This window comes from Bradyrhizobium sp. USDA 4461, assembly GCF_054055655.1.
Genome location: NZ_JBSRXM010000001.1, coordinates 2,878,614 through 2,891,519 on the forward strand (window position 1 = coordinate 2,878,614; position 12,906 = coordinate 2,891,519).

Genomic DNA, 12,906 nt, shown 5'->3' on the forward strand with positions numbered 1-12,906 from the left:
CGGTGGCAATGGGTCCCGGCCTTCGCGGGGACGACGATGTGGATGGGGCGCGTCCGACAACTTGCCCCTCAACACATCCCTCTCAACCCCCTCAATCATTCCCGATCGTCTCGCCGAACAGCTGCCAGGTTTCGCCGTTGAATTTCTGCAGCCGCATCGCTTCCACCGGGAAATAGTCGGTCGGCGAGGTCTTCACCTTGATGCCGGGCAGGAACATCGGCAGCGCGATGTCGAGGTTGGCGGCCTGCTTCATGATGTTCTCATGGGTGAGGTCGTCGCCGCATTGCTTGAGCACCTGCACGGTGGCCTCCGCCACCACATAGCCGTAGACGATCAGCTGGTCCTGCAGATTGCCGTCCGGGAAATATTTCTTCATGAAGTCCTGCCAGGCGATCACGTCCGGATCGTCTTTCCACTGCGGATCGTTCGGATCCTTCAGCGAATAGGACGAGATGATGTCCCTGGAGTAGTCGAAGCCGGCCGGCTTCAGCACCGAGGAGACCGAGGTCGAGGTCGCCGCGAGGAAGAACAGGTCCGGCTTCCAGCCGATCTCGCCGATCTTCTTGATCGCCTGCGCCGCCTGCTTGGGGATCGCGTGCATGAACAGCACGTTGGCGCCGGAGGCCTTCAGCTTCACGATCTGGCTGTCGACCGTCGGATCGGTCGATTCATAGGTCGTCTCCGCCACCACCATCTTCGCGGTGTTCTCCGGGCCCAGCCCCTTCTTGAAGCCGTTGCCGTAATCCTTGCCGGCGTCGTCGTTCTGGTAGAACAGCGCGATCTTCGCGTCGGGCTTTTGGGTCAGCACATATTTGGCGTAGACCGCGGTCTCGGCCTGGTACGACGGCTGGAAGCCGATCGACCACGGATAATGCGCATAGTCGCCCCACAGCGTGGCGCCGGCGCCGACGAACAGCTGCGGCACCTTCTTGTCGTTGAGATATTTGCGCACCGCAAGCCCGGTCGGCGTGCCCAGCGGATTGAGGATCGCGGCGACCTCCTCCTGCTCCACCAGCTTGCGGGTCTGCTCCACCGTCTTCGGCGGCGAGTAGCCGTCGTCGAGCGTGATCAGATTGATCCTGCGCCCGTTCACGCCGCCCTGGTCGTTGATCATCCTGAAGTAGGCTCCTTGCGTCTTCGCGATCACGCTGTAGGCCGACGCCGCGCCCGAGAATGGCGAGGTCTGCCCGAGCTTGATCTCGGTGTCGCTGGCGCCGGCGCCGTATTTCTTCTCGGCGGCGTACGCTTGCGTCGCCAGCGCAAGCGCTGCGGCTGCCGTGATGGCCTTCCAGATCATCGTGAGCCTCCCTGTGCGTTTTTTGTTGTTCGCGAGGGCTAAGCTTACGCGAGGCCGGGGGAGGCAGGCTTGCGGCGAGACGCCGGGGCAGGGATGCGAAAATGCGGCGGGATGAATGGCCGGGGTAATATCAAGCCGCCAAGCTCAGCGACTGTGCGGTGGCCTGCCGCGATGTGGAATGATTATCAAAATCTTTCCCCGCGCCCGGGGCGCTTCTCACCTCGCCCCGCTTGCGGGGAGAGGTCGGATCGCATGCAGCGAAGCGGAATGCGATCCGGGTGAGGGGGTACAGGTCTATCAGCGACCTATCGCGTGGAGAGATGCCCCTCACCCCAACCCTCTAAGAGCGAGCTTCGCTCGTCTCGACCCCGCAAAAGCGGGGCGAGGGAGAACTCCTGGCCTCAGCGATACCGCACGCTACCAGTCGTCACCGGATCGGTCGGCAGCACGGTGGCGCCGGCGCGGCTGGCGGCGGCGGAGGTGATCATCCCGGGCTCACCCGTTCGCACGTTCCTGGGCGGGTGAAATTCGAGGACGACGAGGGCGGCTGTTGCGAGCACCGCCACGGCGGCGGTTGCGATCGCGGGCACCAGTCTTCCGCGCGGATCGGCTGCGCGAACTTGCATTGATCAATTCCTTTATCGGGTCGTCTTTGGACGTGACATAAGAACGGCCAGGCTTCTTCCCAAGAGTGCGGCGCACGGGCCTCACAATCAGTTGTACCCGCCGTGATGTCCGGCACGGTGTTCGAGACGATGCGGCGTCGGCCACAAGCGAATCGGAAGCGCGTCGGGCGCGCTTGTTTGCACACTCACATCTGGAAGAGATCATGGCGTTTTGCATGCGCCTCATGCGCTCGTGATGATGCGCAGTGATGTTGTGATTAACGAGTGCGGGAAGCCGCTTTTGCCTTTATTTATAGAGTTTCTATGTTGGTTAAGGCGCGCGCGTTAAGCGTTTCTTCACGCACGAACAGCGTATCGCCACAGATTCGCGCAGTGGCGAGCGATGACACCGCTGTCATTGGCAGTAGCTGTCAGCGGATTCGATGCAGCTCTCAGCGCTGTCAGTGCGAGGAGCGTAGCGCTGAGGCAATCCGCCTCTCATCATGCAGCCCGATGGATGATTTTACTTCGCGCGCGATCGCATAAAGAATAATCCACCTCACCATTGTGGCACGTGCGCCATGGTCAGATCGACTCACCTGCCGGACAGAGGAGAGGCTGTATGTGCGCATCCTCGCGCGCGATTGATCCGAGCTTTGCGGCAGTTGACCTCGCTTGTCAGCAAAGGGCGCAGGGAACGCCGGGTGCGGGCACGCCGTCTATGGGCGTCAGGATCACGCGATTTCGCCGTCCACGATGCGGCGCGCTCGTCTCGCCCACCCGTTCCGTCCACCGCACCCCCTCGTATACGCGCTTCTCACAGGAGGCGGGATGCGGTCCGTTCTACTGTTGTGGGGGGAATATTTTTGTGGTGAAGGTCGGACAGGATGCGGTGCCTTGAAAAGGTTGGGGAAATTCGTGTTTTGGTGCATAGCCAGACCGCACGTTCTTGCTCCATGATGTTAGTTGGCTCGCACCCAGGAGATCACAACCTAGGGGAGAGGCCGCTTGATAGAGAGGCACCGTCCTCTACTCATGCCAAGTTTAAGGGACCTGTCAGTCATTGGTGATTCTGATTCCCCCCAATTTCGAGATCTCAGACGATGCCCGTCGCATATAGTTTTTCGATCACGCAAAGTCCTCGATCGATGTTGGTCGGATGACACCAATCGAAACTGATTCCACGGTCACCAAACGGGCACTTGCATGCTCGGTGACAATACGTTCGATGGGCGTCCAAGGCGTTCGAGCACTAATCTCGTGTAGCAAGACCAAAGGGGATCACCGCGAGCTTGCGCGCGACATGTACGCGTCCCCTCTATATCGGAAGTCACTACTACTCGTTGAGCGTTGGGGGCTATGCGTACAGTCGTGGAAAGATTTGCGTTGGAGTGAAGACGGACGTTCGGTCGCTTTTGCCGATCGGCGACAATCCGATGATTGATTGCGCGTTACGAGCGGTGTTTCACAGCATTGACGAGGCTTGTGAATGGATACGGTGCAGGCGCTGGGAGCAGCATTAGACCGGAATGCTGCAATCGTGCTCTTTTCAGGAGGTCAAGATTCGACGACGGTCCTCGCATGGGCGCTAAACAAATACAGGCGGGTTGAGACCGTCGGATTTGAGTACGGCCAGAAGCACTCCATTGAGCTTGAGCAAAGACTCGCTGTCAGAAAATCCCTAGAGGCGGCGTTTCCGATTTGGAGCGAGCGCCTCGGTCCTGATCACCTCGTGAAGCTTGATTTGATCGGGCAGGTCGCGACAAGTATCGAGGTCCTTCACGGAGGTTTGGTTGGGTCGCCGCTTTTCCCTGGAAGGCGCTATATCCCGGGTCGCAATCTCATCATGCTTTCCATGTGTGCAAGTATCGCACTTACGGGTGTTCGATTTGCGATGCTTGCCGATTGCGCAAGAAGGGTTGGCGCGAATTCGTTGATAGTTGACACGCGTACCACTTCAACAAAAACGGCCGGGTCATCGACCCGGCCGTTCAAAACACTCTCCGCGAATTCCGCTCTCGCAGTCTCGCTCAGCTCGCCTTCTTCACCGGGACCGGCTTGCCGACCTTCTTCTCGATCGCGCGCTTCAGGTCGAGGGCACGGGGCGAGAGCACGTCGGCCTTGGCCTTGAGCAGGTAGGCGTCGAGGCCGCCATTGTGGTCGACGCTTTTGAGCGCATTGGTCGAGACGCGCAGGCGCACGTTGCGGCCGAGCGCATCCGAGATGAAGGTCACGTTGGCCAGGTTCGGCAGGAAGCGCCGCTTGGTCTTGATGTTGGAGTGGCTCACCTTGTGGCCCGTCTGGGGGCCCTTGGCCGTCAGTTCGCAGCGCCGGGACATCTTACAAAATCCTTATTGCATCCCCGCCGCTCTGCCAGGCGTGCAATCGCACGGCCCGCGCGGGGGTTTTGAATTCGCGTCCATTTTCCAGGAACCGCGGGTGTATAGAGGCGGATCACCCGAGCGTCAAGATTATATCGCCGCATGGCGGTATCCGGGAATGCCGGTTCATAAGCCGTTCCAGCCACTTAACGGCTGAAATGGCAACCATATAAAGGGCGTATTCGGCTGCAAGTCTTGGTTCCATAAGAGACGCGCATGTTGTCCGGCCGATGTGCTTTGAGAAATGGACAACGGACCAAGCGCCGATAGCAGGACCGTCAGGTAGGTTAAGTGACGACCGCCATTGCCATTTTGCCCCCGCTCGGCCGGCTCCTCGGCCTGTGCGCCGGTGCCCTTTTGCTGTTTTGTGCCGAGCGCGCCAGCGCGCAGGGTCGGCTCGACGCGCAGTATGAGGCGACGCTTGCCGGTATCCCGGTCGGCAAGGGCTCCTGGACCATCGAAATCGGCGACGACACCTTCTCCGCCACCGCCCAGGGCGGCACCGCGGGGCTTCTGAAGGCATTTTCCGGCGGCAGCGGCTCGGGCGCCTCGCAGGGCCGGGTCGTCAACGGGACGCTGGCGGCCTCGTCCTACACCGCGACCACCACCACCTCGAAGAAATCCGAGACGATCCGGATGGTGCTTGCGGGTGGCGGCATCAAGGAATCCACGATCGAGCCGGAGCCGCCAGTTGATGCCGACCGCCTGCCGGTGACCGAGGCGCAGAAGAAGAACGTGTTCGATCCGATGACCGGCGCGTTCCTGCGCGCGCCCGGCAACGCCGAATTGATGAGCCCGGATGTCTGCCGCACCGGCGCCGGCGTGTTCGACGGCCGCATGCGCTACGACCTCAAGCTCGATTTCAAGCGGGTCGAGATCGTCAAGGCCGAACGCGGCTATCACGGTCCGGCGCTGGTCTGCGCGCTCTATTTCGTGCCGATCTCGGGCTACATCCCGGATCGCCCCGTGATCAAATACCTCGCCGCCCAGCGCAACATCGAAATCGCCTTCGTGCCGATCGCCGGCACCCGCCTGCTGGTGCCGTTCCGCATGACGATCCCGACCCCGCTCGGCCAGGCCATGCTGGAAGCGACCTCGTTCGTCACCACAGCCGCGCCGCCGCGCGTGGCGAAGACGCAGTAGGGCTACGCGGGCGACACTGCCCGACCCGTCATCCTAAGGTGCGAGCCTCTTTGGCGAGCCTCGAAGGATGCACGGTCCCCGGCGTGGCCGTCGATCCTTCGAGACGCCGCTTCGCGGCTCCTCAGGATGACGGTCTGGCAGCTTGGTAGCCCGGATGGAGCGAAGCGAAATCCGGGGTCTTTCGCCGCGGATGCAAAGTCCCGGATTGCGCTTCGCTCCATGCGGGCTACGCAGCGCGAGGCCATGCAACAAACGTCACCGGAATCCAGTTGACTGAATCCAGTTGACTCTTGCCCGCTTCTGATTCGACTCGGCCGCCTCTGGAATTTAAGGAATTCAGTCCGCATATCCCCTGCTTGTGGAGCCCGTTCAAACTTGATCTAGTGCCGCCGCCGTGGAGTCTACCCGAGATGTTGCGGTGAACGTTTCAGGCCCGGAACGGAGTCAGCGATTCGGCCGCGATTCGTTCTCAAGTCGTTCCGAAGCTTAAGGGCGGCGCAGCAAGCGTCGCATTGTGAGACAGATTTTGCGAAACACTCTGCCGGTGCGAAACACACTGCCAAACCGTCACCCTGAGAGGATGTGAAGCTTTGTCCTCATCCACCGTTGTCGTCGCCCGGCTTGCCGCCTTCGCTAAAGCTTCGGCGCGCCAGGGAGTCATGGCCTCGTCGAAGCCTTGGCGAAGACGGGACCGGGCGACCCAGTACGCCGCGGCCTATCGGCTCAAGCACGACCGTCTCTGGAATACTGGATCACCCGTATGCGCGGGTGATGACACCGAGCAAGCCAATGCGTCACAAGCTCCCGGGATGACGGATTGAGCGTTTCGCCCAACACTTCAAGAAACACCTGACTTCAAGAAACACCTGCAAAAAATGGTTTTCTCAACTTCGTTCGGAAATGACCGCGTGCCCGGTGCGGGTGTCACTGCGGTGCTGGGGCCGACCAACACCGGCAAGACGCATCTGGCGATCGAGCGCATGCTGGCGCATTCATCGGGCCTGATCGGGCTGCCGCTGCGGCTCTTGGCGCGCGAGGTCTACAACAAGATCGTCGATCGCGCCGGCGTCGACAACGTCGCGCTGATCACCGGCGAGGAGAAGATCAAGCCGAAGGCGCCGCGCTTCTGGGTCTCCACCGTGGAGGCGATGCCGCGCGATCTCGATGTGTCGTTTCTTGCGGTCGACGAGATCCAGATCGCCGCCGATCTCGAGCGCGGGCATGTCTTCACCGATCGCATTCTCAACCGCCGCGGCCGCGACGAGACGCTGCTATTGGGTGCGGCGACGATGCGGCCGATGATCGAGCGGCTGCTGCCGGGCGCCTCGATCATCACGCGGCCACGGCTCTCGCAGCTCGAATTCGCCGGCGACCGCAAGATCACGCGGCAGCCGCGCCGCACGGCAATTGTCGCGTTCTCCGCTGATGAAGTCTATGCGATCGCCGAACTGATCCGACGTCAGCATGGCGGCGCGGCCGTGGTGCTGGGCTCGCTTAGCCCACGCACGCGCAATGCGCAGGTCGCGATGTTCCAGAACGGCGATGTCGATTATCTCGTCGCGACAGATGCGGTCGGCATGGGGCTCAATCTCGACGTCGATCACGTCGCCTTCGCCTCCGACCGCAAATATGACGGCTATCAATTCCGCCGCCTGACGCCGGCCGAGTTCGCGCAGATCGCCGGCCGCGCCGGGCGCGCCACCCGCAACGGCACATTTGGGACGACGGGACGCTGCGCGCCGTTCGAGCCGGAGCTCGTCAACGCGCTGCAGAACCACACCTTCGACAGCGTCAAGATGCTGCAATGGCGCAACGCCAGGCTGGACTTCTCCTCGCTCGGCGCGTTGCAGGTGTCGCTGGCGCTGACGCCTAATCATGAGGCACTGACGCGGGCCCCGGTGGCCGAGGATTTGCGGGTGCTCGAACATGTCGCACGCGACGCCGAGGTGCGCGAATGGGCGCATGGGCCCAAGGCGGTGGAGCGGCTGTGGGAGGCCTGCCAGGTTCCGGACTACCGGAAGCTGTCGCCGGCCGCCCATGCCGAACTCGTGACCACGCTGTATGGCTTCCTGATGCAAAAGGGGCGTATCCCTGACGCATGGTTTGCCGCCCAGGTCGACCAGGCCAACCGGACCGACGGCGATATCGACACGCTATCGGGCCGGATCGCGCAAATCAGGACCTGGACCTTTGTTGCCAACCGGCCCGACTGGCTCGACGACCCGGACCACTGGCAGGGGATCACGCGCGACCTCGAAAATAAATTATCCGATGCGCTGCATGAACGGCTCACGGAGCGTTTCGTTGACAGGCGGACCAGTGTATTGATGCGCCGCCTGCGGGAGAACTCAGTTTTGAATACGGAAATTGGCAAGACCGGTGAAGTGATCGTGGAAGGCCACGTGATTGGCCGGCTCGATGGTTTCACCTTCGCACCCGATGCGGCCGAGGCCGGCAGCGACGCCAAGGCGCTGCAAGCCGCCGCCCAGCAGGTGCTGGCGCGCGAGATCGATGCGCGGGCCGAGAAACTGGGCGCCGCCCCCGACGAGCAGTTCGTGCTGACCTCCGACGGCACCATCCGCTGGACCGGCGATGCGGTGGCGAAGCTGGTCGCCGCCGACGACGCGCTGCATCCGCGCCTGCGCATCATTTCCGACGAGCGGCTGACCGGCGCCTCGCGCGAAGCGGTGCAGACCCGGCTCGATCTCTGGCTCAAGACGCATGTCGAAAAGCTGCTCGGGCCGCTGTTCGAACTGTCCAAGGCCGAAGATCTGCAGGGCATCGCCCGCGGCATCGCCTTCCAGCTGGTCGAGGCGCTCGGCGTGCTCGAGCGCAGCAAGATCGCGGCCGAGATGAAGGATCTCGACCAGCCGTCGCGCGCGGCGCTGCGCAAATACGGCGTGCGGTTCGGCGCCTATCACATCTATTTCCCGCAGCTCTTGAAGCCCGCGGCGCGCTCGCTGGCCTCGCTGCTGTGGGCCGAGAAGCAAAGCAATGTCGACATGGCTGCGCTGTCGAATGTGCAGCATCTGGCGTCGAGCGGCCGCACCTCGTTCCCGGTCGACAAGACCTTGCCGCGCGACGGCTATCGCGTGCTCGGCTATCGCCAGTGCGGCGAGCGCGCGGTGCGCGTAGACATCCTGGAGCGGCTGGCCGATCTGATCCGGCCGGCGCTGGCCTGGCGCGAGACCTCGCCGGGCGAGAAGCCCGCCGGTGCGTTCGACGGCCGCGGCTTTGTCGTGACCCAGGCGATGACCTCGCTGACCGGTTCGGCCGGTGAGGATTTTGCCTCGATCCTGCGCGCGCTCGGCTATCGCATGGACCGCCGTCCGCCGCTGCCGCCGAAGCCGGTCGAGGCTGCGCCGGCCGAGACCACCGAGACGGTCGCCGCCGAGACGCCGCCGGTCGAAGCGACCTCCGACGCCGCCGTGAACGCGCCGGTCGATGCCGCTGCCGAAGTCACCGCCGATGCGGCGGAGGCTGCGGTCGATCATCAGCCGGTGTCCGGCGATCCGGCGCCGTCGGCCGCGTTGCTGCCCGATGTCGGCTTTGCCGAGGTCGCTGCCAGCGAGGCGACGCCGGCCGTGGTCGAGACTCATCAGGATGCGGTGGCCGAGCGCGCCGCGCCGGTCGATGCGCCGGCCGCTGCCGTCGAAGCTGAGGCGCCGGCTGCCGAAGTCGCGGCCGAGCCTGCGCCTGCCGTGGAAGCTGCTGAAGCTGTTGCCGAAGCGCCTGCGGAGACCGCAAGCGTTGACGCTGCACCCGCTGAAGCTGTCGCCGAGGCGGCTCCCGCCGCCGTGGAGACGCCGGCCGAGCCGCAGCTGGTCGAAGTCTGGCGTCCCGGTGGCCGTTCCGACGAGCGCCGTCCGCATCATCGCGGCCACGATCGCAACCGCGGCCGCCATCAGGGCAAGCCCGCCGAGGGCGCGCAGGCCGCGGAGGGTGGCAGCGAGGGCGAGGCCAAGCGCGAGCAGCATCGTCGTCCACGCCGTCACCAGGATTTCCGCACCCCGCGCCCCGGCGCGCCGGCGGATCCGTCGGCCGCACCCACTGAGGGCGCGCAGGCCCGCGACAACAAAGACGACAAGGGCCCGCGCCGCGAGCGCTTCGAAGGCAAGGGCCGTGATCGCGACAATGAACGGCGCCGCGACAACAAGTTCGGCGGTGGCGATCGCAAGGGCGAGCGCGGCGATCGTGACCGCGGCGGCCGCGATTTCGGCCGTGACAAGGGCGGTCGCGACAAGCGCGAGGGCGGCCCGTCGCATCGGCCTTACGCCTCCAGCGCGCCGCGCGAGCGCGACCGGCCGATCGATCCGAATTCGCCATTCGCCAAGCTCGCTGCTCTCAAAGAGCAGCTCGCCGGCCGGAAGGAATAGTCCAACCCTTGGTCTAGCTTTTGGATCGACAGCGCCTCGATAAATGGCTGTGGCACGCGCGGGTGGTGAAGGCCCGCACCAGCGCGGCTGAACTGGTCGCATCAGGGCATGTCCGCATCAACGGCACGCGCGAGAAATCGCCGGGCCATGCGGTGAAGGCGGGCGATGTCGTCACCGTCGCGCTCGACAACAGCGTCCGCGTGCTGAAGGTGATCGCCTTCGCCGAGCGGCGCGGCGACGCGATTTCAGCGCGGGTGCTGTATGAGGATTTGCAGGCCGGGAATTTGCAAGCCGGTAAGGAGTAGTTATCTAGCGCTTGCTATTCCGATTTGGGCGGGCAGTTACGTGAGAATACTGGCGTTTTTCGGGGGCGGCTTCCCTTGCGGCCCCGGTATTCCTGCGCTACGCAACCCCAGAAAAATCGATCGTTCCGGAGTTTTGGATGACCTACGTCGTCACTGAAGCCTGCATCAAGTGCAAATATACCGACTGCGTCGAGGTCTGCCCCGTCGATTGCTTCTACGAGGGCGAGAACATGCTGGTCATCCATCCCGACGAATGCATCGATTGCGGCGTGTGCGAGCCGGAATGCCCGGCTGACGCCATCAAGCCGGACACCGAGCCGGGGCTGGAGAAGTGGCTCGAGGTCAACCGCGACTACGCCAAGAGCTGGCCGAACATCACCCAGAAGAAGGACTCGCCCGAGGACGCCAAGGAGTGGGAAGGCAAGGAAGGCAAGTTCGAGAAATATTTTTCTCCGAATCCGGGCAGCGGCGACTGATTCGCTGGCGTTCGCGAGCAATCTTCCGGATTACCCCGATAAGGGCGGGCTTTGGCTCGCCGCGGCGCTCCAATTTAACCCTAATGACGGACATATGACCTGAGGATGCCCTGTTATGCCCGGAATCGGGCGTAAACCATTGATTTTTGCGGAAAATGTGCTATATCTGACACATTACAGGCCAAGAACCCCCTGCCATGCGTACCTTGTGGCTTCGAGGTTCCCGCAACATCGAACAGGGGCGTGGCAGTTTCCGCGCGCAGGCTGTGTCACAGAAAACGCGTAAAAAGAGTGCTTCAAAGACGACGAAGAAAGCCGCTGTCGTTGCCCGCAGCGCAACCAAGGGCCGTGCCAAGGCGCCTGTGAAAGGCGCCAAGAAGGCCGCGGCTGCAAAGTCCTCAAAGAACAAAAGAAGCGTGATGCCAGAAAAGACTGCCAAGACTGCCGCGAAAGCGGCAGCTGCGAAGCCCGCTGCTGCGAAGGTCGCCCCCAAAACTGCTGCTGCGCCGAAGCCGGCTGCCCCGAAGGCTGCCGCCCCCGCCGCTGCTCCGAAGGTTGCCGCCAAGCCGGCCGCCGCACCGCGCGTCGAGGAGCCGAAGAAGGTCGTGACCCAGCGTCAGGGCTTCAAGGCCAATGAATTCGTCGTCTATCCCGCTCACGGCGTCGGCCAGATCCTGGCCATCGAGGAGCAGGAGATCGCGGGCGCCAAGCTCGAGCTGTTCGTGATCAACTTCATGAAGGACAAGATGACGCTGCGCGTCCCGACGGCGAAGGTCGCCAATGTCGGCATGCGCAAGCTGTCGGAGCCGGCGCTGGTCAAGAAGGCGCTGGAGACCCTGAAGGGCCGCGCCCGCGTCAAGCGCACCATGTGGTCGCGCCGCGCCCAGGAATACGAAGCGAAGATCAATTCGGGCGACATCGTCGCGATCGCCGAGGTGGTCCGCGACCTCTACCGTTCGGAATCGCAGCCCGAGCAGTCCTACTCCGAACGCCAGCTGTATGAAGCGGCGCTCGACCGGCTGTCGCGCGAGATCGCGGTGGTGCAGCACTCGACCGAGACCGAAGCGATCAAGGAGATCGAAGGCCAGCTCGCCAAGAGCCCGCGCCGCGGCGCCAAGGCGGAAGCCGAGGGTGAAGGCGAGGGCGATGCCGACGGCGAGGATGCCGACAGCGATGGCGACGACACCGCCGTCGAGGACGAAGCCGCCTGAAAGGGTTCGACGGATTGAAACCAAAGCCCGGTCGCAAGACCGGGCTTTTTGTTTTTTGGCAAAATGTCGCCCACCTCATTGCCGGTTTATCCCGAACGGAACGCCGCTACCTTTCGCGCGTTCGCTCGCCATTGGAGGAGAGCGGACCATGGCATCAAAGGCAGTCATTTTCTTCGCGGGCGTCGGAACAACCTTCATCATCCTCGGTGCCGGATTCGGTGGTGGGCTGCTGATGGCAAATTCGGCGCTCAAGGATCCCGCCGGTCCCCAGACGCGCGTCTCTTCGCCGGCGGCCGCGGAACCAGCACGCGTGGTGCTGCCATCGACGGCAGAAGCCGCGCCCGCACCGCAGCCAGCGAGCCAGCGCGAGGCCGCCGCTGCAGAAGCCGCCGCGCCACCCCCGCCGTCGCAGGTGCAGCCAGAGCCGGTGAAGGACGTCCAGGCGCCCGTCGAGAAGCAGGCGGATGCGGCTGAGGCGAGGAAGCCTGCAGCGGAAGAACGGGAGCGGCGCAAGCGGTATGCTGAACGCAAGGCGAAGCGTATCGCGTCCGAGCAGGCGAGACGTCAGCAGCGGCGCATCGAGCAAGGCGGCCAACGCCGTGAAGCTCCGGTGCTCCTGGAACAGGTAGACCGCCGTGACGTACCGATCATGGCATCTGAAGATGATGATTCCCCGCCCCGTCCGTTCGCGAAATTCTTCGGGAATGACTGAGCGCGTCACTTGGTGAAGGAATGGAGGAACAGTCCGGAATTAAGGAACGTTGATGGTGATGACTGACGAAACCTCCATTGCTTTCGCGACGAGCCCTGAGCAACGCATCGAGCAGGCGTCAGAGGCGATCCGTCAGATGGCTGAGCACAGCGTATTTGAACCTTTGCCGCAACGAGACCGGTGGCTGCATCACCTGGGCGAGGCGACCAAGGCCGCCCCACTTCAATCACTTGCCGTTGCATGCTAGGGGTCTTTCTGGCCCGCCGGTAGCGTCTCGGTGACACTGACTGCTCTCCTGCTGCGGCACTTGTACTCAAGACGAGCGCTGCGTCGCCATACGGTAGCGGAGCAAACGGCCACGGCGCTCGACGCTACGTAAACGATTCCGACCAGCATCGTC

11 protein-coding genes are annotated in these 12,906 nt (G+C 63.3%); 8 read left to right on the forward strand and 3 right to left on the reverse strand.

Annotated features, from left to right (window positions below):
* Positions 1–91 precede the first annotated feature (91 nt).
* Positions 92–1,297, reverse strand: coding sequence for an ABC transporter substrate-binding protein (locus ACVINW_RS13415; protein WP_456751732.1), 1,206 nt, complete (start codon positions 1,295–1,297; stop codon positions 92–94).
* A gap of 401 nt (positions 1,298–1,698) precedes the next feature.
* Positions 1,699–1,923, reverse strand: a complete 225-nt coding sequence (locus ACVINW_RS13420) for a hypothetical protein (RefSeq protein ID WP_456751733.1) — start codon at positions 1,921–1,923, stop codon at positions 1,699–1,701.
* Positions 1,924–3,391: 1,468 nt separating this feature from the next.
* Here ACVINW_RS13420 and ACVINW_RS13425 point away from each other — a divergent pair.
* Positions 3,392–4,033, forward strand: coding sequence for a 7-cyano-7-deazaguanine synthase (locus ACVINW_RS13425; RefSeq protein ID WP_456751734.1), 642 nt, complete (start codon positions 3,392–3,394; stop codon positions 4,031–4,033).
* Here the strand turns inward: ACVINW_RS13425 and rpmB are convergent.
* Positions 3,933–4,241 (reverse strand): 50S ribosomal protein L28, encoded by a 309-nt coding sequence (gene rpmB, locus ACVINW_RS13430; RefSeq protein WP_456751735.1) that lies wholly within the window; start codon positions 4,239–4,241, stop codon positions 3,933–3,935. The two genes, ACVINW_RS13425 and rpmB, sit on opposite strands and share 101 nt — an antisense overlap.
* Before the next feature lie 354 nt (positions 4,242–4,595).
* On the opposite strand from rpmB, the gene ACVINW_RS13435 reads away from it, so the two are divergent.
* The 7 genes from ACVINW_RS13435 (at position 4,596) to ACVINW_RS13465 (ending at position 12,753) form a co-directional block, all read left to right on the forward strand.
* A complete protein-coding gene (locus ACVINW_RS13435) occupies positions 4,596–5,426 on the forward strand; it encodes a DUF3108 domain-containing protein (RefSeq protein ID WP_456756389.1) in 831 nt (276 codons plus the stop codon).
* 875 nt (positions 5,427–6,301) lie between these two features.
* Positions 6,302–9,802, forward strand: a complete 3,501-nt coding sequence (locus ACVINW_RS13440; RefSeq protein ID WP_456751736.1) for a helicase-related protein — start codon at positions 6,302–6,304, stop codon at positions 9,800–9,802.
* Between the two features lie 20 nt (positions 9,803–9,822).
* Positions 9,823–10,107, forward strand: coding sequence for an RNA-binding S4 domain-containing protein (locus ACVINW_RS13445; RefSeq protein WP_456751737.1), 285 nt, complete (start codon positions 9,823–9,825; stop codon positions 10,105–10,107).
* Positions 10,108–10,244: 137 nt separating this feature from the next.
* On the forward strand, positions 10,245–10,583 hold the full coding sequence (gene fdxA / locus ACVINW_RS13450) for a ferredoxin FdxA (protein ID WP_016844914.1): 339 nt from the start codon (positions 10,245–10,247) through the stop codon (positions 10,581–10,583).
* A gap of 197 nt (positions 10,584–10,780) precedes the next feature.
* On the forward strand, positions 10,781–11,794 hold the full coding sequence (locus ACVINW_RS13455) for a CarD family transcriptional regulator (protein WP_456751738.1): 1,014 nt from the start codon (positions 10,781–10,783) through the stop codon (positions 11,792–11,794).
* A gap of 148 nt (positions 11,795–11,942) precedes the next feature.
* Positions 11,943–12,506, forward strand: coding sequence for a hypothetical protein (locus tag ACVINW_RS13460; RefSeq protein ID WP_456751739.1), 564 nt, complete (start codon positions 11,943–11,945; stop codon positions 12,504–12,506).
* A 58-nt stretch (positions 12,507–12,564) separates the two neighbouring features.
* Positions 12,565–12,753 carry a hypothetical protein gene (locus ACVINW_RS13465; protein WP_456751740.1) on the forward strand — a complete coding sequence of 63 codons (189 nt, stop codon included), beginning with the start codon at positions 12,565–12,567 and terminating at the stop codon, positions 12,751–12,753.
* Positions 12,754–12,906 lie beyond the last annotated feature (153 nt).